This window comes from Psychroserpens damuponensis (assembly GCF_000826655.1).
GTDB lineage: Bacteria > Bacteroidota > Bacteroidia > Flavobacteriales > Flavobacteriaceae > Psychroserpens > Psychroserpens damuponensis.
Genome location: NZ_JXJO01000019.1, coordinates 43,364 through 66,251 on the forward strand (window position 1 = coordinate 43,364; position 22,888 = coordinate 66,251).

Sequence of the window (22,888 nt, forward strand, 5' to 3'; positions counted from 1 at the left end):
TTATAAATATGCGAAATCTCTTTACGATACTCTTTTTTGTAATTGTTACATATTCGCATGGGTTTTCAAAAGGAAACCCAAAAACTATTAGTTTTCCTAAAGCTGAAATTTTAAACGAACACACCACGAGAATTCCATTTAAACTTATTGATAATCTCATCGTTATAGAAGCAGAGCTTTTAAAGCAAAAAGGTGATTTTATAATAGACACAGGATCTGAATCCCTCATTCTTAACAAAGTTCATTTTAAAGCTAGAAAGTCCTTATCCAGCAGTTCTAAAGAAACTTCAGGAGTTATTGATGTTATTGACAATCCCTTAGAAAAGCAATTACGCGAATTTATCATTCAGGACATCACAATAGAAGATAAAAAATCTGATGTTATAGATTTATCTCATATTGAAACGAGTAAAAAGATTCACCTTTTAGGCATAATTGGATATGATATTTTAAAAGATTACGAAGTGTTTATTGATATGTATTTAAATCAAATTACTTTATCTCGAGTAAATTCTAAAGGACAAAAACTAGACACAAGACCTTATTTAGAGAAAATTATAGACACTGTAAATTTCAAACTAAGAAAACACACCATTGTAGTAGAAGCTTCAATTGATAACCACAATTTAAAATTTGGTCTTGACACAGCTGCAGAATACAATCAACTCAATAAAAGAACTAGTAAAAAAATCCTGAAATATTTCTATCCTTCTAAACGATTAATGCTCATTGGAGCTAGTGGAAGAAAAATTGAAGTTATGGCAGGAAAATTGTATCGTGTTAAATTAAGTGATCAAATTTATTTTGCACCAATGACTACATTACTTACAAACCTCAATCAAATGAATGAGGCGTTCGGCACATCATTAGACGGCATTTTAGGATATGAGTTTTTTAGACAGCAACGTACGATCATTAATTATAAAAAAGAAAAGCTTTACTTTGTAGAATACCCATTAATTAAACAGTGAAAACCTTAATTAAATATATCATTTTTTTAATCGTTGTTTTGGCAACATGGACCACTATTGCCCAAAATAATAAAGGATATCGCTATGATGGCAATTATGTAATTTTCACTTTTAGTAAGTTTGATTATGAAGAATTTACTAAAGACAACTCCAATGATTTCATCAAATTTGAAGATTTAAATATCAATAATGTTGTTGTGGCAGGAGAATTCAATAATTGGTCAAAATACGACTGGAAAATGCAAAAAATAAATGACCATACCTACGAACTTAGAAAACATATCAATGATTTCAAAGATGAATTTACATGGGAATTTAAATTTATTGTCAACAATCAATATTGGGCAGAACCATCTGAATTAGACCCAAATATCAAATTATCAAATATCAAACGAAGTAACCTCAATGTTTATAATTTAAAAATGGATACACATGCAGCTAATCCTAACCCAAAAGGAAATGTAACCTTTAGGTTAAGAGGTTACGAGCATGCTAAAAACATCATTGTTTCTGGATCTTTTAATAGATGGAATGAGCACGACTTAAAAATGTATAAAGTCGATGAAGGTTGGGAGTTAAAATTAGACATCAAACCAGGAGAATACGAATACAAATTTATAGTCGATGGCCATTGGATTGTTGACCCTTCTAACCCATCAAGAGTAGTTAATGAATTTGGACATTTCAACTCTTTAATTAATGTTGGCAAATATGTAACGTTTAGACTTAAAGGCTACAGCAATGCCAATCGTATTATTCTTGCTGGCTCTTTTAATGACTGGAACGAGCACGATATAGAATTACAAAAAACAGACAATAATTATTGGAAACTACATTTACCTTTACCTGCTGGAAAACATTATTATAAATTTATTATCGACGGAAATTGGATTCTAGATCCTGATAATCCTATTAAAGAATACGATGGGAAAGGAAACATTAACTCCGTTTTTATGGTGAAGTAGCTTAGTTCACTTTCTAAAATATTAGAGATTTATTTACTTCTACAATTCATCTTCAAACTAAAATTTCCGAAAAAAACATACTACCCAAGCACATCCAACTTCGCAAATCGTAACAACAATTTCTTAACTCCTCCAATTTCAAAATTAATTTCAGCCTTAGTGTCTGGACCTTTACCTTCAATTTTTAAAACTTCTCCTTTTCCGAAGCGACCATGCTCAACAAAATTACCAACGACCAAATTACCATCAAAAAGATTAGCTTTTTCTGTTGCATTTGATTTGGTGACGCGTTTCAAATTTTTAGGTGCTACAAATTTTGGAGGTTTTTTAGCATCAGACTTACGTCTTATAATAGGTTTTTTAAATCGAATTTGATCTGGCTCTACATCACCAAAAATATCTGCATTTAACATTGGGTTTTGTCGTGGATCATTCACAGGTGTAATAATTTCTACGAATTTATCATCAATCTCCTGTATAAAACGACTAGGTTCGGCATCAATTAATTTTCCCCAACGATAGCGCGACAAAGTGTACGTTAAATATGCCTGTTTCTCAGCTCTAGTTAACGCCACGTAAAATAAACGTCGCTCCTCCTCTAATTCACTACGTGTATTCATACTCATGGCACTTGGGAACAAATCTTCTTCCATACCAACAATAAACACATACGGAAATTCTAACCCTTTTGCTAGGTGAATCGTCATCATAGCCACATGATTAGGGTCTCCTTTATCTCCATCTAAATCTGTTGCTAGAGCTACATCTTCTAAAAATTCTGCAAGAGAATCTCCTGCATCTGCAATTTCTATTTGACCTTCAACAAAATCTTTAATACCATTTAAAAGTTCTTCTACGTTTTCTAATCGTACTTGACCTTCTGGTGTACCATCTTTATTAACTTCTCTAATTAATCCGGTAGTTTTAGTCACATGTGCTGTTAACTCAAATGCGTTGGCAGTTTGGTTCATCACTTGAAAACTTTCAATAAGTGTGACAAAATTTTTCAGCTTCCCTTTGGTCCCTTTATTAATATTGATATCAATTTTATCAATATGTTGAAGGACTTCAAAAATCGATTTCCCGAAACCATTTGCAGCAACAACCAAACGATCAATAGTGGTTTGTCCTATACCACGAGCAGGATAATTAATAACTCGTTTCAAGGCTTCTTCATCGGCTGGATTTAAAATTAAGCGCAGATATGCCGTAACATCTTTAATCTCTTTACGCTGGTAAAAGGATAATCCGCCATAAATACGATATGGAATATCGCGTTTTCTAAGAGCATCTTCAATAGCTCTAGATTGCGCATTGGTTCTATATAAAACAGCAAAATCACTATTTGGTAATTGGTGATTCATTTTGGTTTCAAAAATAGTACTAGCTACATAACGACCTTCATCACCATCGGTCAAAGATCGGTTAACTTTTACCTTTTCGCCTTCTACATTTGCAGTCCAAACTACTTTATCTAATTTAGTTTTGTTATGCTCAATTACAGAATTTGCTGCGCCAACAATGTTTTTTGTAGAACGGTAATTTTGTTCTAATCTAAATACTTTAACATCGTCGTAATCTTTCTGAAAATTTAAAATGTTATTGATATTCGCACCTCGAAAGGCATAAATACTTTGCGCATCATCTCCTACCACACAAATATTTTGAAAACGATCAGACAAAGCTCTCACAATTAAATACTGAGAATGGTTGGTATCCTGATACTCATCTACCAAAATATACCTAAACTTGTTTTGGTATTGTGCCAATACATTTGGAAAGCGCGTTAACAACTCATTAGTTCGCAAGAGTAAATCATCAAAATCCATAGCACCAGCTTTAAAGCAACGATCTACATAATTTTTGTAGATTTCTCCCATTCTTGGTCGTCTTGCTGCAGTATCTGCTTCTATTAATTCAGAATTTTTTAAATACGCCTTAACCGTTATTAAATTATTTTTATAAGATGATATACGACTATAAACCTGCTTCGTTTTATAAACATCCTTATCTAAGCCCATTTCTTTTATAATTGAGCCTAACAATTTTTGAGAATCTTGCGTATCGTAGATTGTAAAATTGCTCGGAAACCCTAAATGATGACCTTCAAATCGTAATATTTTAGCAAAAACCGAGTGAAAAGTTCCCATCCAAAGGTTTTTGGCTTCATCACCAACAATATCGGCAATTCTGCCCTTCATTTCTTTAGCAGCTTTATTCGTAAAGGTCAACGCCAAAATATTAAACGAATCTACTCCCTTACTCATTAAATAGGCAATACGATATGTTAACACTCTCGTTTTACCAGATCCTGCACCTGCAATAATAATCATTGGTCCATCTACTTGGACGGTTGGCTCATATTGCGCTTCGTTTAATTGACTTAAATACTTCTCCAAATTTTTCATTTTTAATCGAACGTGAAATTAACCAAAAGCCCTGTTTTTTTGCAACGTTTTTATAAATAATTATAAACAATTAGCACAACAAACGTACTTAACATTTTTTTGAATATCTTTAAGCATAATCCATAAGCTTATAATATGCGATACCTCTTTATTTTAGCGTTTTTCTTCGGAAATTTTACAGCATTTGCACAACCTGATCTTGAAAAGGATATTATTGATATCGAATCTAAAGTAATTGAATGGCGCAGACATTTTCATGAGCACCCAGAATTATCAAATCAAGAATTTAAAACTGCCGAAAAAATTGAAGCGCATTTAAAGTCATTAGGTTTAGAAGTTAAAACTGGAGTTGCTATCACAGGAGTTGTTGGCATATTAAAAGGTGATCATCCAGGGCAAGTGGTAGCCTTAAGAGCAGATATTGATGCATTACCTGTAACAGAGCGCAACGACCTACCATTTAAAAGTACAGTAGAAACCGAATTTCTAGGTACAAAAACAGGTGTTATGCATGCTTGTGGTCATGATACACATACTGCAATTTTAATGGGAGTTGCAGAAGTGTTATCAAAACATAAAGACAAAATAAAAGGCACAGTAAAATTTATTTTTCAACCTGCAGAAGAAGGTCCGCCTCCTGGAGAAGAAGGTGGTGCAAAACTCATGATTAAAGAAGGCGTGTTAGAAAACCCAAAAGTAGATGTTATTTTTGGGTTACACATAAATGCAGGAACACCTGTTGGCATTTTAAAATATAAAAAAGGTGGCATTATGGCTTCTGTAGAACGCTTTGTTATTAATGTAAAAGGAAAACAAACCCATGGCTCTCAACCTTGGTCTGGTGTAGATCCTATTTTAATTTCGGCTAAAATTATTGACGGATTGCAAACTATTATCAGTAGAGAAGCCAAATTAACAGATGAAGCGGCTGTAATTACTGTTGGAAAAATTACCGCAGGAACACGCTTTAATATCATCCCAGAAACAGCCGAACTCATTGGCACTGTAAGAACATTAGATCCTGCAATGCGAGAAATGATAGAGCGACGAATGAAAGAAATGACAGAAACCATTGCCAAAGCTTATGGTGGCGAAGCTACAATTACCTTTAGAAATCAAACATCAATTACGTATAACGATCCAGATTTGGTAGATCAAATGCTACCAACATTACAAAATGTAGCTGGTACAGCCAATGTACAAATCGTGAAAGCAACAACAGGTGGTGAAGACTTTTCATATTTTCAAGAAATTGTTCCTGGTTTATATTTCTTTTTAGGAGGCATGACTCCAGGAGAGGAAAGTAAAGGCGCTTTTCCTCATCACACACCAGATTTTATGATAGATGAAAGCGGAATGCTACTAGGTGTAAAATCCCTTACGCAACTCACTTTAGACTATTTAAACCAGTAAAATCTCATTCTTTTTTACCATCTCCTGCCATTGCAGACAGCAATCCAGATTGTGCGTTTTTCCACACGTAATTAAAAACGGACTTGGTTTTATCACGATCAACAGTTTTGGTATCACTTTCACGAAAATCATCGGTCTCGTTTTTGCTATCTTTTGAAATGAAGAGATTCACCAATCCAGATAAGAATTTATTTTTCTCTTTTCCGTCGTCTTTCAAAATAATGACATCAAATTGATCATAATCTGTTTTCAAATCCACTTGAGATGTATTTACAGTTCCATCTATGGTAAAATAGGTTTTTAAGAGTGCGCCTTCTAATTTAAGATTTAAATTAGGTTGCATAAATTGATTTAAATGTTCGGCTTGTAACAAGCCAATATCAGCTTTAAACATAAATCTATCATTGATATCACTAACATCAAAATTCCAATTGACATTAAGAGGTGTATCTTTCATAAAAATTGTAGATATATTAATTGTTGTCTTTAAAGTATCTGCATCATTATTTGAGACATTTTTAATTGTGGCGTCAAAATTTGAAAACTCCAATTTACCCGCTGGTTTATCTATTTTCACTTTTTCTTCATAAACTATTTGTCCGTTATTAATAGAGACTTTATTTAAATCTAAATCAAAACCAAGCTCTCTTAACATTTTGCTATACAATGGCTTGTGTTTTACATCATCTGCAATTAACTTATCTCTATAAACTTCTAAATCTAGTGTATTAAAATCAATTTGATTAGCCTCAAAACGCGATCTCATACCTTTTTTTAAAACCACATTCTGATTTTTTATGTCAATTGAATTTATACTTAAATCAATATAATCACGTTCGGTTTTAAGTTGCTTTGATAGTCCTTGTTTTGAATATTTGGTTTGAATTTTAACTTCGGAAAGTTTAGAGTTTTTATCATTTATGTCTATAGATTTCACAAATAGATCATCAAAATCATTGAGTTGATATTTTAAATTCTTAGTAGAAAAATTAAAATCACCTATAACAAAAGGTAATTTTGAAGATTCGGATGATTTAGACGTGATGGACGATAATTTAATATTTAGATGTTCCGAAGAAAAAAGTAAAGAATCATTGTCAATATCAAAAACGTTTATTTTGGCATTTTCAACATAGAATTCCTCAATATTAAATGTCTTTTTTAAATTTCCTTCAAGCATCGCATCGTAACTCTGTTCTTGGACGTTTTTATTATGATAATAAGTGATGTTTGGCTCTATTAATTTTGCTGATTCTAAATTTATAGCATCATTACGATACAGCTCCCAATAACTTAAATTGTTAACCTCAAGGCTTTTGAATGCAATTTGTGCGTTTATCTCGTTAGTTACCTGACCTTTAATGGTCACTAACGGGTTTTCTAGTGTCAAATTTCCGGAGAGAAGATCAATATCAGCATTGTTATATTGCAAATTAATATGATCAGGCAAATTTTGTACTAAGCTTTCAAATTTACTGGCTGCCAAATGCTTAGCAGTAAAGAGCCCTACGAGCGCTAAAACGAAAACAATTATAAATATTATTCCTACTTTTTTTCTATTTATTGCCATTCTATAAAGATAAAGATTCATTACTTTTATGTCGATGAAATTTAAACATCTTTAACTCACTAATTAAACGCAATGGATACATTTATTAACGTTATCACTTCAATATCATGGTGGATGTGGATTCTCATCGTATTAGCTATTGTAGCAATTCGAGATGTCTTTCAAAACAAACATACCATACAACACAACTTTCCTATTGTAGGTCATATTAGATATTGGTTTGAGAGTATTGGGCCAGAAATTCGCCAATATTTTGTAGCTAATAATAGAGAAGAACTACCGTTTAACCGTATTGAACGTAGTTGGGTTTATGCATCATCAAAAAATGAAAATAACTATGAAGGTTTTGGTACTGATAGAGATATTTATGCACATCAACACATTTTTATTAATAATGCAATGATGCCTTATCAAATTAGTGACAACCATCCTAATAGTCTAGATCAAAGCTTTTTGCCTTGTGCTAAAGTGATGGGTGCATTTAATAAGCGTAAAAAACCGTATCGTCCAGCATCTGTTATAAATGTGTCTGCGATGAGTTTTGGTTCGCTATCAGCTACAGCTGTAGAATCTTTAAATAAAGGAGTAAAAATGGCTCATGCTTATCATAATACAGGCGAAGGCGGATTATCACCTTATCATAGTAATGGTGGTGATGTTGTGTTTCACTTTGGCACAGGATACTTTGGAGTTAGAGCGGCTGATGGTGGATTTTCAATGGAGAAAATGATAAAACTTGTTGAAGATAATCCGTTTATACGCGCTATTGAAGTGAAGCTTTCTCAAGGAGCAAAACCTGGAAAAGGTGGTGTATTACCTGGAGCTAAAATCACTCAAGAAATTGCTAATATAAGAGGTGTTGAAGTTGGAAAAACGGTCTTATCTCCTCCCAATCATAAAGCATTTTCTAATGTACCAGAAATGATAGATTTTATTGAAAAAATAGCCGAAGCAACTGGCTTACCTGTTGGTATTAAAGCTGCTATTGGAAAATTAGAACAATGGGAAGAACTTGCTGATCTCATGATTAAAACAGGTAAAGGTCCAGATTTTATTACTGTAGATGGTGGTGAAGGTGGTACTGGTGCTGCACCTCCTAGTTTTGCAGATCATGTCTCACTACCTTGGGTATATGGCTTTGGAGATTTATATAAATTATTTAAAAACAAAGGTTTAAGTGAGCGCATTGTATTTATAGGTAGTGGCAAACTTGGCTTTCCAGCTAAAGCGGCTATGGCATTCGCCATGGGAGCAGATGTTATTAATGTAGCTCGAGAAGCCATGATGAGTATTGGTTGTATACAAGCACAAATTTGCCATACTAACAAATGTCCAAGTGGTGTTGCGACACAAAATAAATGGCTACAAAAAGGTATTGACCCTACATTAAAATCTGTGAGACTTGCTCAATATTTTAAAACGTTTAGAAAAGAATTTATTGAAATTACTCATGCAGCAGGTTACGAACACCCTTGCCAATTTACAATGGATGATATAGATGTTAACGTTGACGATCATAATTTATCTAAACAATTGTCTAATACATACCAATATCACAAAACAAAAGTACCTTTCACCTCTATGCAAGATTTAAAAAACTGCATGCATTTAGGAGGAAACTATTAAACATTTATTTTAAAAATAATTAAGTTTACATTTTAAACATACAACACAACTATGGATCTTGATATTTTAGGACTTTTATTATACTGTATTCCTGCTTTAGTCACAGGAGCTATTGCCTTTTTATTTTTTAAAGAACACATTGAAAATGAAAACAATAGACGTGAATTTATGATTCAGAAAGATTTACAAAAAGACAGCTTACCTGTAAGACTTCAAGCTTATGAACGGTTATCATTATACTTAGAAAGAATTAAACCGGCTAAATTACTCTTGAGAGTCACGCCAACATCTTCAAAAAAAGAAGATTATGAAGCACTTGTTATAGCAAATATAGAACAAGAATTTGACCATAATTTAGCACAGCAAATTTATGTTACAGATGATTGTTGGAGCATTACCTCTACAGCTAAAAATGCCACCATTCAAATGATTAGAAATGCTGCGCAATCTGAAAAAGTAGATACTGCCGATAAATTGCGAGAAGTTATATTAACAGATATGGTAGACAAAAGAGCGCCAAGTGATGCTGCATTATCTTATATTAAAGAAGAAGTGTCTAGACTTTGGTAAGTATATTATAATACAGATTCACTATCATGCTTAACTTTAGCGTAACTATAGCCTTGCTCCCACCATTTTGTCATTAAACGTTTACTAAAAATCAATGAATTTTCAGTTAAGCTTGTTGGTGTATAGTAAAGATTGAGTTTCACTCCTCTATTTTTAGCAGCTAATTTACCAATGACTATATCATTTTTCTCTACTTGATCCAATAAATGCCCAAATAAATTAAGCATCAATGAAAATGGATTTTTACCCAATATTTTCGTGCGTTCCATTTGTTCAGCTTCTAAAACAATAGCATCAATCTCTGTAGCTCCACGTAAAATAGCTTCTCGTATTGGGATTACGCATCCCAAACCACCATCGGCATACTCATAGCCATTAACGGTAGCCAAAGACATAAACGGAATGTAATTACAGGAAATCCAAATCCAGTTACAAAACTCCTCGTAGGTATGATCTTTAATAGATTTATATTCTACGCGATTCATAGACAAATTAGAAACCGTAACTACAACGTCCTCTTTTGTTTTTCTAATACTATCAAACTCCGCTTTAGTAAAATTGCGTTTTATATGTCGCTTCAATGCTTTACTCTCTCCAAACGTACGTTTACGTCTCATAAACTGCCAGAGTGAATTTACAAAATCAATAGACACATACTCTCGATCTCCTTTTTTTCGCTGTACAAAAGGACTCACACTAAAAATATCATGCTGTTGCACATTTGTAAATATATTGTACAACTTCCCTATATCTCCTAAAGCTAAGTGATTTACTAACAAACTCCCTGTAGATGTTCCTAAAAACATGTCGTATTCTCGACCTTGACCTTCCATTAAATACTGCGCCACACCTCCTGCAAATGCACCTTTACTTCCACCTCCAGATATTACTAAAGCTCTCATTTCTGTTCGTTTTTAAGTTGCTCAATTAATCGTTTGTATGCACTGTCATTCTCTAACTCATCGATCACCTGTTTTGCATATTTTGAAAATCGCCAGTTATGATGCTTTGTAGCCTTTAAAAGACTTTTTATAGATTTAGATTCAAATCCACCAATGAGTTTTAAATAATCAAATGCTCGCATTCGTAATTCAAAATGATGATTAGGAGACGTATACCCAATTAACTCATTCAAAACATCTTGTTTTTTATTTGGCTGAAATTCAACCGTATTTAAATGCAGTACCAACCACAAACATCGCACATTATAATCGTTAAACCCTTTTATATCTTTAGTTTTCTGCAAGTATTTGATACGTTCCTCTGGGAAGTTAACCCATAAACTATACAATGCCGCTTCAATGGTAACATAAGATTTATCATTTAATAGCGATTCGTAGTGAGGTTTTAGTTCTTTCGGAATTTCAGTAACATATTGAGCTATTGCCTGTCGCACTTCTAAACTATTATTAAAAGCTTCAGGTTCGATATGTTTTGACACCTGACTCACGACTTTTATTTTTGCCTTATCGGAAATATTAGACACCAAATAATCTTTGCATTTTTGGGTATACTCATTACAATCAACAGCTAGATAGTCTCTCATAAAAGCAGATTTTTTAAGACTTTTTACCACGGCATCTTCCGGAAGTTTAACTTCTGTCAACCAATCATCTACAAAGCCAGATAAATCTTGTTGGCTTGATGTTTCTACCTCAGAAATAAAATCTGTAGTTGTTACATTTCCGAAGCTATGCTTACCTAAATACGTTTTCACAGCAGTTGTAAATGCTGAGTCTCCAACCTGCTCTCGCAATACATGCAAAGCCCAAGCGCCTTTTTTATAAAAGGTTGTACTGCTCGATTTGGCATCTAAAAGTGAGGTGCTTTGTCCTGCTTTTTCTTGAGCAATTAATTCTTGAGCGTTTTCAAACAACTGCCAATAATAATGATCGTCTCCAAAAATATTGCGTTCTGCCAACAAAGCGTAATAAGTAGCAAAACCTTCTTGAAGCCAGTGATGCTCTCCAGAAGTTGCCGTTACCAAATCTCCAAACCATTGATGTGCCAACTCATGCGCATTAACTGTAATGTAGTTTTTATCATTAAACCCAATAGAATCTACCATAAAACTGTCTGAGAAAATCGTGAGACTCGTATTTTCCATCCCAGAATACAGAAAGTCTTTTACAGGTACTTGCTTATAATTTTGCCAAGGATATGCGACACCAATCTCTTCTTCTAAGAAATCAAACATTTGTTTTGAATAACGATATGTTGGCTCAACTTTAAGCGAATCGTTTGGGTAATAGTAATATTCTAGAGGGATTCCAGATTTTGAGGTTTCTGTTTTTTTATTGTAGTTACCTATGGCTAAAGCGACTAAGTAACTGGACATTGGCTTTTGCATCTCGTAATGCCATTTAGTATAGTCTTCTCCAACCTCTTTGTTTATGAGTTTTCCATTAGCTAAAACCTCATAACCATTTTCATAAGTGATTGATAAATCAAATTCTATTTTATCGTTAACATCATCGATGCTTGGTAGCCAGTTGCTGGTGTATTTCCCTTGACCTTGTGTCCAGATTTGATCGTCAATGAAGTACATTGCCTTTTTGGGATAGGAAAAATAAATTAATTTAAATTCATAAATAGAGTCTTTCACCATGTCATTGGTGAAATTAAATATTAAGCGATTAGCATCGTAAGTATGACGAGCTTTAAAATTGCTATTATGAATTTCATAATGATCAATTCTATTTCCCGCATCAATAAAGACAGAGTCTATTTCTTTTAAAATTTTAAATTTATATACTACACTCCCTTTAACCAAACCTAAAGAGTTGTCAAAACCAATATCAGCTTTAATACTTATAAAATCTACATAATCCGATTGTTGAGCGGTTATAGTTCCGAAGAAAAAAAAGAAAAATATAATTTGCAAATATTGCTTCATACGTAGGTTTTATCAAAGATGAGACCAAAATACGGAATTTCACACCATAAATAAAGTTCGAAGCTATGAGATTCTTCGCTGCGCTTAGAATGACATTTTCGCTTAACCAATTAAAACCATGATTATTTCATAATATAATATGTATTTCAATTGCCAATGAGATTCTCTTTTCGTGGGAATTTGGTAAATTCGCAACTATGAGCTCTAAACTTCAAACTCCTATAGATTACCTCAAAGGTGTTGGTCCTAATCGCGCAGATTTATTGCGAAGCGAGTTGGGCATTCACACCTATCAGGATTTGATTAACGTATTTCCAAATCGTTATTTAGACCGAACTAAGTATTACAAAATTAACCAATTACAACGCAACAGTGCCGAAGTGCAAATTGTTGGAAAAATCACAGGTTTTAAAGAAATTGCACAAAAACGAGGTAAGCGTTTGGTAGCAACGTTTCAAGACGATACAGGACGCATGGAACTGGTTTGGTTTAGAGGCCAAAAATGGATTAAAGAGAGCTTTAAACCCAATGTGCCTTATGTGATCTTCGGAAAAGTAAATTGGTTTAATGGTGTCTTTTCCATGCCACATCCAGAATTTGAACTTTTAAAAGTGCATGAAAAGAAAATAAGCACAACCATGCAAGCGGTTTATCCATCTACCGAAAAGTTATCCAACAAGGGTATTACGAATAAAGTGATGAATACCATTATGCAAAATTTGTTTTTAGAAACCAACGGAAGGTTTTCTGAAACATTATCAAATAATATTCTAACTGAGCTTAAACTGCTATCAAAAAGTGATGCCCTTTTTAATGTTCATTTTCCTAAAAACAATGAACTCTTAGCGCGTGCTCAATACCGATTAAAATTTGAAGAATTATTCTACATTCAATTACAATTAATTTTAAAAAACCTTATTCATAAATCAAAAATAAAAGGCGTACCTTTTACACAAGTTGGTACATTATTTAATTCGTTTTACAAAGACCATTTACCATTTGAATTAACAGGTGCGCAAAAGCGAGTTCTCAAAGAAATTAGAAACGATTTAGGCAGCAATGCGCAAATGAATCGACTTTTACAAGGTGATGTAGGTTCTGGGAAAACAATAGTTGCCTTCATGTCAATGCTTATGGCACTTGACAACGGTTTTCAAGCTTGTTTAATGGCACCAACTGAAATTTTGTCAGTACAGCACTATCAAGGTTTAAGCGAGCTGGCTAACAAATTGAATATCAGCATAAAATTACTCACAGGTTCAAGTAACACTTCACAACGTAAAGACATTCACAAATCTTTAGAAAATGGCGATTTGCAAATTTTAATTGGCACTCACGCTTTACTTGAGGACAAGGTGAAATTTAAAAATTTAGGTCTCGCCATTATTGATGAGCAACATAGATTTGGAGTTGCTCAACGCTCTAAATTATGGAAAAAAGGACCTGCTTCTACACTACCAAATGAGACTGAGGTTAACATCATTCCGCCACATATTTTAGTAATGACTGCGACTCCAATTCCGCGCACTTTAGCCATGTCGGTTTATGGTGATTTAGACATCTCTGTTATTGACGAATTACCGCCAGGAAGACAAGCCATAAAAACCGTGCATCGTTATGATTCAAATCGGTTAAAAGTGTTGCGATTTATGCGTGATGAAATAGAAAAAGGTAGGCAAATTTACATGGTATATCCATTAATTCAGGAAAGTGAACATATGGATTATAAAGATTTAATGGATGGCTATGAGAGTGTAGTTAGAGAATTTCCGCAGCCAAAATATCAGATTTCTATAGTACATGGCAAAATGAAGCCTGCAGACAAAGAATTTGAAATGCAACGTTTTGTAAAAGGCGAAACACAAATCATGGTGGCTACAACTGTTATTGAAGTTGGCGTTAATGTACCTAACGCCTCGGTGATGATTATTGAAAGTGCAGAGCGTTTTGGTTTATCTCAACTACATCAGTTAAGAGGTCGTGTTGGTCGTGGTGCAGAACAAAGTTATTGCATTTTAATGACGAGCCATAAAATGAGTCAAGACAGCAAAACACGTATAGAAACCATGACAAAAACCAGTGATGGCTTTGAAATTGCCGAAGTAGATTTACAACTTAGAGGACCAGGAGATATTATGGGAACGCAACAAAGTGGAGTTTTAAATTTAAAAATAGCCAATATTTTGTTAGACAAAGATATTTTACAAAACGCACGTTTTTATGCAAAACGCTTACTATCAAACGATCCATCACTAGTACAACCTGAACATAAAGTGATATTAGATGCCTATCGTGAAATTAGCAAATACAAAAACATTTGGAATTATATTTCTTAAACAACTATATTTTAAATGCAAAACAAAACAGCAGATGTCGTAATTATTGGAGCAGGTTTAACTGGCCTAACACTTGCTTATTATTTAAAACAATTAGATGTTTCTTTATTAATCATTGAAGCGAGGGATCGAATTGGAGGACGAATCTACACAAAACAAAATGCAAACCAGGCTCCTTTAGAACTTGGAGCAACATGGTTAGTTAACGAGCATAGAGAACTCCTAAATCTAATAAAAACATTGGATCTTGAGGTTTTTGAGCAATTCTACGGAACAACCGCTATTTATGAACCTAATACAGAAAACCCAGCTCAATTAGTAAAACTCCCACAAAACAACCATAGTAGTTATCGTATAAAAAACGGAACGCAAAGTATGATTAAAGCACTTTCTGAAACGTTAGACTCAAATCAAATTATAACTAATTGTGAGATTTCTGAGATTGCAGAGCATACTGGTAACATTACAGCAACTTCCAAAAGTTTTGAATTCACTTGTAAGCACATAGTCTCAACCCTACCTCCTCAACTTTTTGAAAATACGATAAACGTTAAACCTGAACTACCACCTAGTGTCAAAGAAATTATGAAAAACACGCATACTTGGATGCACGATTCCATCAAGGTTGGATTTACATTTGCGAATCCTTTTTGGAAAAACATCAGTACAAGTGGTACAATTTATAGTAATGTAAGTGTTTTACAAGAATTTTATGATCACTCCAGCGCAGATAATACCAAACATGCTTTGGTAGGTTTTATGAATAAAGAACTAAACCACTACACAAAAGCACAAAGAAAAGATCTTGCACTAAAGCAATTAGAACGTTATTACGGTAGTCATATCCATGATTACTTATCGTATGAAGAATTAGCTTGGAAAAACGAAACGTTTACAACAGCGGTTAACAATAGCTATATTATGCCACAACGTAACAATGGCCACCCTGTTTTTCAAGAGGCTTATTTAAATAACACCTTGTTTATTGCTGGAACAGAGACAAGTGAGTTTGCTCCTGGCAAGATGGAAGGCGCAATTAGAAGTGCACAACGGGTTTTCAATCAAATTAAATCACTTTTATAAGTATCTTTATCAAAAAATTAGAACCATGAGCATGCTTCACCTTAAATTAGCAACCGATCCACGTTGGGCAAAACTCGCAGAAGACAATATTGAAGAAATCTTAACAGATCATGCTTGGTGTGAACAAAAAGCATGTACAAATGCGATTACTATTATTACACATAACTCTGAGTATCCAGATCTGGTTACAGAATTATTAGAACTCGCTAAGGAAGAATTAGAACATTTTCAAATGGTACATGATATCATAAAAAAACGAGGCTACACCTTAGGCAGAGAACGAAAAGACAGCTACGTTAATGAACTGTACAAGTTTATGAATAAAGGCGGAAGCAGACTACAAAGTATGGTTGATCGTTTATTATTTTCGGCTATGATAGAAGCACGTAGTTGCGAACGTTTTAAACTCTTATCACAACGTATTAAAGACGAAGAATTATCTAAATTTTATTATGACTTAATGGTTAGTGAAGCTGGACATTACACCACATTTATAACATTTGCTCGAAAATACGGTAAAGACATTGATGTTGACAAACGCTGGAAAGAACTTGTTGAGTTTGAAGCAGAAGTTATTAAAAGCTACGGAAAGTCTGAATCTATTCATGGTTAAGTAAATCCCTTTTTTAAGAAAATTTTATGCTTGGTTTTTCTTCGGAAAGTCTCACAGTTCAAAAAAAGCTTTAATTTTGTAGCATGAAAATTAAACTTACATCATTTCTTACATTACTCTTAGGATTCTGCTTTTTTGCAGCTTACCCAAGCGCTAACGATGTAAATTTAATTCCTAAAACTCATTTTGAAGTTTCACATGATGATGTAAACGACTCATCTTTAAAACCAGTTAGCTATCTTCATACCAATGATTCTCTAGACAGAATCTTTACTAACAACCAAAACACATACACTCCAGTAGTTCTAAAAAAACTTACTGATGCTAACACAAAAGCAAACATAAACAAACACCAAACGGTAGTTGAACTCAATAAATCTCATCAATACGAGACGCACCTCATACTGAGTTTTTTAACAACCGATATTATTTTCCCTTTTCACAACTTTTGGTAATTCATTTTCATTTTTAAGCTGTCATTTAATGACAACACTTTTTTAGCAATGTATCTACACAATGCTAATATCATAATACATTAACTTAAAAATTTTTAAAATGAGTTTAGGAATAACTATTACATCAGCAGTTTTAGTACTGTTGGTGACTACACCTGTTGTACTTATACAACAACAACAAAAGAAAAAAGAACGTAAGCTGTTAAACGCCTTGAAAGCCTTAGCCAATCAACATAAAAGTAAATTAGCAGAGTTTGAAGTGTTTAAAAATTTTGCTATTGGATTAGACGCAAACAATCATAATTTATTTTTTTATAAACAGAATTCTAAAAAAGAAATCTCTCAACGTATCGACCTTAACAATATTAAAAGCTGCGGAATTTTAAATTCTAAAAAAGCGAATCATACAGATAAGCACGACACCATTGTGAGATTACAATTAGTTTTAAACCCTAAAAGCAGTTCTAAACACGAACAAAACATTGAAATATTTAATCAAATAGATGATTTTCAACTAAATGGTGAATTAGAAGTGATACAAAAATGGGAACATATTATTCAAAATAATTTAAATTAAGATTTTTAACTTAAAATTCCACTTTTAAGCCTTGATATACTATATTAAGGCTTAACTTTTTGTGATTTATGATAGAAATAGTAACCTCAATATTTTTTTTAATTGCCGTTATAGACCCATTAGGATCAGTACCTGTATACCTAGAAGCGACAAAACAATTTGACAAAAAACATAAAATAAAAATAGCGGTACGCGCGTCAATAATTGCCTTTTTTATTTTATTATTTTTTATTGTTATCGGTCAATTGATTTTAGAAGGCATGGAAGTCTCCCTAGATGCGTTTCAAATTTCGGGAGGTGTTATTCTTTTTCTATTTGCATTAACTATGATTTTTGGAGATGGTAAACCCGAAACAGAAAAACATTCTATTAAAGACTACAAACATGTAACTATATTTCCTGTAGCAATCCCATCTATCGCTTCACCTGGAGCGATTATGGCTGTGGTGCTCATGACCGATAATCACCACTACACAATACAACAACAAATAATGACCACAGCTTTAGTTTTACTTGTCATTATTTTAACCTGCTTATTATTACTGGCTGCAAACCTTGTACAAAAGAGAATTGGAGACTATGGGATTACTGTAATTAGCAAAATTATGGGATTAATTTTAGCGTCTTACGCGATACAAAGCATATTGAGTGGTGTCAAGGATTTTTTCTTTGTATAAACACTCACTACTCTGCTAACAACTCATCAACAAAGCTCTCAAATTCTGCTTTAAATTCTATATATTTTTCACCTGTTGCTGGCCCATTAAATCCGGTATGAATCTTTCTCACCTTACCTTTTTTATCTATATAGATTGAGGTTGGATACGACAATACATGATTTAACATTGGTAATTTTTCTTGAGCTTGAGCCTTATCTGAAGACCCATACTGAGCCAACAAGATTGGATATTGAATTCCCACGTCATCCTTTAAACGTTTTATACTCTTAAATGCTTTATCTTTAGACTTAGCATACTCAAAAGCCAATGCAACAAATTCTATATCCTTTTTGGCATTATTACTATAATACTCTGAATAGTATTTACTCTCATCCAAACAGTTAGGACACCATGATCCCATAATTTGCACGATAACAACCTTATCCCTAAAACGCTTATCAGATAACGACACCTGAGTACTATCAGTATCAGGAAAGGTAAACTCTAAGGCGTCATAGCCTTTTTTTAGAAATGTAAGATCATTAGCGCTTGGCAATTCATAAGTCTCATTACGCTTAGCAATAAAAGGTTCTTCCCAATGATTTCCTGAGTAGAATTTTCCGTTCATGGTACTGTCTTTTACTGTAGCCGTAAATAAAAATGCATGTGCACCATCAAAGGTTGATAGCTTCATAATATCACCATCCATAACGCCTTCTAAATAACGATAATCTCCTGTTGTTGTTCTAAAAGTCCCTGTAACCTCAGTTCCATTTTGTTCAAAAACACCTTTTGCTATATATTTATCTTCTTCGGAATTTGGACTAAACACAGTCTCCCAATTACCTGTCACATTTTGACTAGGTGTTTCATTTTTAATGCTGAAACGATCCTTATTTGATAATTCTGCCGAGAAAGACACCACGCGATCTAAACTTTCTTTTACAAAACTTCCTTTGAGATGCCCATCTTTTAAAACTGCTTTAATATAGCCTTCAAAAACTGGAGTTTTTATGACAATTGTATCGTGAGAATACGTTATATCTGTAACTAGAATCACTTCATCAGCATTAGAAATTTTTAGGGCATCTCGAGATGTTACTTCAAAATTAAATGGTAACACTTCGGTATCAGTTAATTGCAATTCTGCTCTCCAAACTCCTTCTGGCAATGCATCTGAACGATTGAGATTACAACCAAAAACAAGTATTAATATTGGTAAAAGAATTAGTTTTCGCATCATGAGCTTTATTTTTAAAAACATTTCGTCTCCACAAATATAAACTTCTTACAACTATTGTCTAGCAAAGTGTTTAATATCAATCTTTTTTTGGGTTTTTAAAATTTCCGAAGAAAATATTAAGATTAGGGCTATTTTTTAACAAAAAACTATCGCTAAACTATTAGTATTATTATCTTTGCCAATTGACAAAATAAGACGATGAAAATATCATACAACTGGCTAAAACAATTTTTAAAAACCGATTGGCCTGCTGAGAAAACTGGAGATTTATTAACCGATTTAGGTCTAGAAATTGAAGGTATAGACAGTTACCAATCTGTAAAAGGAGGATTAGAGGGTATTGTTGTAGGTGAGGTTTTAACTTGCGTACAACATCCAAATGCAGATAGATTAAAAGTAACTACTGTAAATATTGGTGCTAACGAACCATTACAAATTGTTTGTGGAGCTCCTAATGTTGCTGCTGGTCAAAAAGTGCCTGTTGCTACTATTGGAACCACTTTATATACTGAAACTGGTGAAGCCTGGAAAATCAAGAAAGGAAAAATTAGAGGTGAGCAAAGTCACGGTATGATTTGCGCTGAAGACGAATTAGGTCTTGGAAAATCTCATGATGGGATTATGGTTCTTGATGCCGACATTGAAGTTGGAGCACTAGCTTCAGATATATTTGATATCGAAAATGATGAGGTTTTTGAAATAGGCTTAACTCCAAACAGAGCAGATGCCATGAGTCATTATGGTGTTGCTCGTGATTTAAAAGCGGGTTTATTACAAACTGATGATATTAATACTGAATTAATAACACCATCGGTTAGCTCGTTTCACGTAGACCGTAGATCACTAAAAGTAAGTGTCGAGGTTGAAGATTACAATTTGGCTCCTCGCTACTGTGGTATAACTATTACAGGTATTAAAGTTGAAGATTCACCTGCCTGGATACAACACAGATTAAAAGCTATTGGTTTAACACCAAAAAACAATATTGTTGACATTACCAACTACGTGTTACATGAATTAGGGCAACCATTGCATGCCTTTGATGCTGCTAAAATTTCGGGAAGTAAAGTGGTTGTAAAAACCTTACCTGAAGGCACATTATTTACGACTCTAGATGATGTAGAGCGCAAACTAAGTGCTGATGATCTAATGATTTGCGATGACGAAAAACCAATGTGCATTGCTGGTGTTTTTGGAGGTGCGTATTCTGGTGTTACCGAAACGACTACTAGTATTTTCTTAGAAAGTGCATATTTTAACCCTGTGAGTGTTAGAAAAACAGCTAAACGTCACGGCTTAAATACTGATGCATCGTTTAGATTTGAAAGAGGTATTGACCCAAATATTACAGATTATGCTTTAAAACGTGCCGCTTTATTAATTACTGAAATAGCTGGTGGTGAAATTTCTAGCGATTTGATGGATTCATATCCTAAAAAAATAGAAGATTTTCAAGTACGCCTTAGTTTTGATAATGCTGCTAAATTAATTGGAGAAGAAATCCCTAAAGAAACTATAAAACGAATTTTATCGTCTTTAGACATTAAAGTCAATAATGTTACAGAAACCGGCTTAGGACTTACCGTTCCTGCTTATCGTAATGATGTACAACGCGAGGCAGATGTTATTGAAGAAATTTTACGTGTTTATGGTTATAACAATATTGCAACCACCGAAAAGTTAAATGCTTCTATTTCAAATACGTCTAAATTTGAAGATTATAAGCTTCAAAATGTTATTGGAAATCAATTAGCTTCACAAGGTTTTTATGAAATATTATCTAACTCGCTTACGTCTCCTAAATATATTGCTTTAAGTGAGCAATTAAAGGAAGAACACAATGTTGAAATGCTTAATCCTTTGAGTAATGATTTGAGCGTAATGCGCCAGAGCTTATTGTTTTCTGGATTAGAAGCCGTGAGTTATAATATCAATAGAAAACGTGAAAATTTAAAACTATACGAATATGGAAAAACGTATCATAGTTATAATGAAGGTCGTGAAGAATACAAACACCTCTCTCTATTTTTAACGGGAAATAAATCTAATTTAAGATGGAATGCACCTGTACAAAAAAGTGATTTCTTTTATTTAAAAGGTATTGTAAATAGTACGTTAGAACGTTTAGGCTTATCTAGACATAAGGTTTCACCTACTAAAAGCGATGTGTTTAGCGAAGGCATTAGCTTATCGATAGGAAAAAAGAAATTAGTAGATTTTGGTATCGTAAACAGAACTGTTTTGAAGCATTTTGGGATATCACAAGAAGTTCTTTATGCCGATTTTAATTGGGATAATGTTATAGATATGGCAAAGCATAACTCTATTTCATACAAAGAGCTACCAAAATACCCTTTAGTACGTCGAGATTTTGCATTACTATTAAATGAAGATGTTACTTTTGAAGCTATTGACAAGATTGCGATGCAAACAGAAAAACAACTTCTTAAAGATGTAGATTTATTTGATGTGTATCAAGGTAAAAATCTTCCGAAGGGAAAGAAAAGTTATGCTGTTAGCTTTATGATACAAGACGAAAACAAAACTCTTACAGACAAACAGATAGATAAAATAATGAATAAACTACAAGCTAATTTTGAAAAGCAGCTTGGCGCTGAATTAAGGTAGATTTGTTAAAAATAAAGGTTCTTTTTTTTATTACTTGCTTTTTTAGTTTTACAACAGCTATGGTTTCACAAACTATAGTAAATACTAAACTAAAAGACTCATCGTCTATTTGGGATTTAATGAAGCATGATGCTAAATTCACTGTTAAAAGTGTTGCACATTCTTTATCTCGTCCTGCACAATGGAAAGGAAAGGATTATAAAAAACTCGGTATTCTTGTAGCTGGTACTGCAACGTTGAGTCTTGCCGACCAACCTTTACGAGATTGGTCACAAGAAAACAGAACCCATTTTCCAAAAATATTAAGAGATTTTGGTTGGTATTTTGGAAGTCCGCAAAACTATTTTGCTGTAAATACGGGTTTATATACATTTGGGTTACTAACAAAAAATGAGAAAGTACGTAAAACAAGTGTTCTTATCATTTCGTCATCATTTACTACAGGCTTAATTCAAACACTTACTAAAACAACGGTTGGTAGAGCACGCCCTGGTTCTGGATTTAACAATTATACATTTAATCCATTTTCTGGTGAGGCGACGTATAGGTCATTTCCTTCTGGACACACGATATTATCTATGACAATGGCGCACTCAATAGCAAAGCAGTTTGATAATACTTGGGTAAAAGTTGGTATTTATAGTATTGGAGCCATACCTCCTATTTCTAGAGTTATTGATGACGCACATTGGATTACAGATATTGCATTTAGCACTGCACTTAGTATTATTGTGGTTGATTGCATTGACAATTACCTATTTAAAGAAGACGCTTATGATTATCCTAAAAAGAAAAAACTTATTTCATGGAATTTTAGATTTAGCAGTAATCAAATAGGTATTGTAGGTACATTTTAATAAAATGAAAAAGCCCTT

The 22,888-nt window shown here is 33.4% G+C and carries 18 protein-coding genes; 13 read left to right on the top strand and 5 right to left on the bottom strand.

Annotated elements, in window-relative coordinates:
- Positions 1-8: 8 nt before the first annotated feature.
- Both TD29_RS11790 and TD29_RS11795 read left to right on the top strand, forming a co-directional pair.
- Complete coding sequence (locus TD29_RS11790) at positions 9-971, top strand: pepsin/retropepsin-like aspartic protease family protein (protein ID WP_040280906.1); 963 nt, start codon at positions 9-11, stop codon at positions 969-971.
- Positions 968-1,936 carry a hypothetical protein gene (locus tag TD29_RS11795; RefSeq protein ID WP_040280907.1) on the top strand — a complete coding sequence of 323 codons (969 nt, stop codon included), beginning with the start codon at positions 968-970 and terminating at the stop codon, positions 1,934-1,936. The genes TD29_RS11790 and TD29_RS11795 overlap by 4 nt, the downstream gene beginning before the upstream one ends.
- Positions 1,937-2,016: 80 nt before the next feature.
- Here TD29_RS11795 and TD29_RS11800 read toward each other — a convergent pair whose 3' ends face one another.
- Positions 2,017-4,335, bottom strand: a complete 2,319-nt coding sequence (locus TD29_RS11800; protein WP_040281054.1) for an ATP-dependent helicase — start codon at positions 4,333-4,335, stop codon at positions 2,017-2,019.
- 144 nt (positions 4,336-4,479) lie between these two features.
- Here TD29_RS11800 and TD29_RS11805 point away from each other — a divergent pair, with 144 nt between their 5' ends.
- On the top strand, positions 4,480-5,757 hold the full coding sequence (locus tag TD29_RS11805; protein ID WP_040280908.1) for an amidohydrolase: 1,278 nt from the start codon (positions 4,480-4,482) through the stop codon (positions 5,755-5,757).
- A 4-nt stretch (positions 5,758-5,761) separates the two neighbouring features.
- On the opposite strand, the gene TD29_RS11810 is transcribed toward TD29_RS11805, so the two are convergent.
- A complete protein-coding gene (locus tag TD29_RS11810) occupies positions 5,762-7,327 on the bottom strand; it encodes an AsmA family protein (RefSeq protein ID WP_040280910.1) in 1,566 nt (521 codons plus the stop codon).
- Positions 7,328-7,399: 72 nt separating this feature from the next.
- Here TD29_RS11810 and TD29_RS11815 point away from each other — a divergent pair, with 72 nt between their 5' ends.
- Both TD29_RS11815 and TD29_RS11820 read left to right on the top strand, forming a co-directional pair.
- On the top strand, positions 7,400-8,953 hold the full coding sequence (locus tag TD29_RS11815) for an FMN-binding glutamate synthase family protein (protein ID WP_040280911.1): 1,554 nt from the start codon (positions 7,400-7,402) through the stop codon (positions 8,951-8,953).
- A 51-nt stretch (positions 8,954-9,004) separates the two neighbouring features.
- Positions 9,005-9,523, top strand: a complete 519-nt coding sequence (locus tag TD29_RS11820; RefSeq protein ID WP_040280913.1) for a DUF7935 family protein — start codon at positions 9,005-9,007, stop codon at positions 9,521-9,523.
- Between the two features lie 5 nt (positions 9,524-9,528).
- Here the strand turns inward: TD29_RS11820 and TD29_RS11825 are convergent, their stop codons facing one another.
- A complete protein-coding gene (locus tag TD29_RS11825; RefSeq protein ID WP_040280914.1) occupies positions 9,529-10,425 on the bottom strand; it encodes a patatin-like phospholipase family protein in 897 nt (298 codons plus the stop codon).
- Positions 10,422-12,419, bottom strand: a complete 1,998-nt coding sequence (locus TD29_RS11830; protein WP_040280915.1) for a M1 family metallopeptidase — start codon at positions 12,417-12,419, stop codon at positions 10,422-10,424. The genes TD29_RS11825 and TD29_RS11830 overlap by 4 nt, the downstream gene beginning before the upstream one ends.
- Positions 12,420-12,616: 197 nt before the next feature.
- On the opposite strand from TD29_RS11830, the gene recG reads away from it, so the two are divergent.
- The 6 genes from recG (at position 12,617) to TD29_RS11860 (ending at position 18,160) form a co-directional block, all read left to right on the top strand.
- On the top strand, positions 12,617-14,755 hold the full coding sequence (gene recG / locus TD29_RS11835) for an ATP-dependent DNA helicase RecG (protein ID WP_040280916.1): 2,139 nt from the start codon (positions 12,617-12,619) through the stop codon (positions 14,753-14,755).
- 15 nt (positions 14,756-14,770) lie between these two features.
- Complete coding sequence (locus TD29_RS11840; protein WP_040280918.1) at positions 14,771-15,838, top strand: flavin monoamine oxidase family protein; 1,068 nt, start codon at positions 14,771-14,773, stop codon at positions 15,836-15,838.
- A gap of 31 nt (positions 15,839-15,869) precedes the next feature.
- Positions 15,870-16,451, top strand: coding sequence for a tRNA-(ms[2]io[6]A)-hydroxylase (miaE, locus tag TD29_RS11845; protein ID WP_040281055.1), 582 nt, complete (start codon positions 15,870-15,872; stop codon positions 16,449-16,451).
- A gap of 83 nt (positions 16,452-16,534) precedes the next feature.
- Entirely contained in the window at positions 16,535-16,906 is a 372-nt protein-coding gene (locus tag TD29_RS11850; protein WP_040280919.1) for a hypothetical protein, read from the top strand.
- A 100-nt stretch (positions 16,907-17,006) separates the two neighbouring features.
- Positions 17,007-17,483: a hypothetical protein gene (locus tag TD29_RS11855; protein WP_040280920.1), complete on the top strand. Its 477-nt coding sequence runs from the start codon at positions 17,007-17,009 to the stop codon at positions 17,481-17,483.
- A gap of 68 nt (positions 17,484-17,551) precedes the next feature.
- Positions 17,552-18,160, top strand: a complete 609-nt coding sequence (locus TD29_RS11860) for a MarC family protein (protein ID WP_040280922.1) — start codon at positions 17,552-17,554, stop codon at positions 18,158-18,160.
- A 7-nt stretch (positions 18,161-18,167) separates the two neighbouring features.
- On the opposite strand, the gene TD29_RS11865 is transcribed toward TD29_RS11860, so the two are convergent.
- Positions 18,168-19,382 carry a TlpA disulfide reductase family protein gene (locus TD29_RS11865; protein ID WP_040281056.1) on the bottom strand — a complete coding sequence of 405 codons (1,215 nt, stop codon included), beginning with the start codon at positions 19,380-19,382 and terminating at the stop codon, positions 18,168-18,170.
- Between the two features lie 201 nt (positions 19,383-19,583).
- On the opposite strand from TD29_RS11865, the gene pheT reads away from it, so the two are divergent.
- The gene (gene pheT, locus TD29_RS11870) at positions 19,584-22,013 is read left to right on the top strand and encodes a phenylalanine--tRNA ligase subunit beta (RefSeq protein WP_040280924.1); all 2,430 of its coding nucleotides are present in this window, start codon (positions 19,584-19,586) and stop codon (positions 22,011-22,013) included.
- Between the two features lie 59 nt (positions 22,014-22,072).
- A complete protein-coding gene (locus TD29_RS11875; protein ID WP_152611507.1) occupies positions 22,073-22,870 on the top strand; it encodes a phosphatase PAP2 family protein in 798 nt (265 codons plus the stop codon).
- Positions 22,871-22,888: the final 18 nt, after the last annotated feature.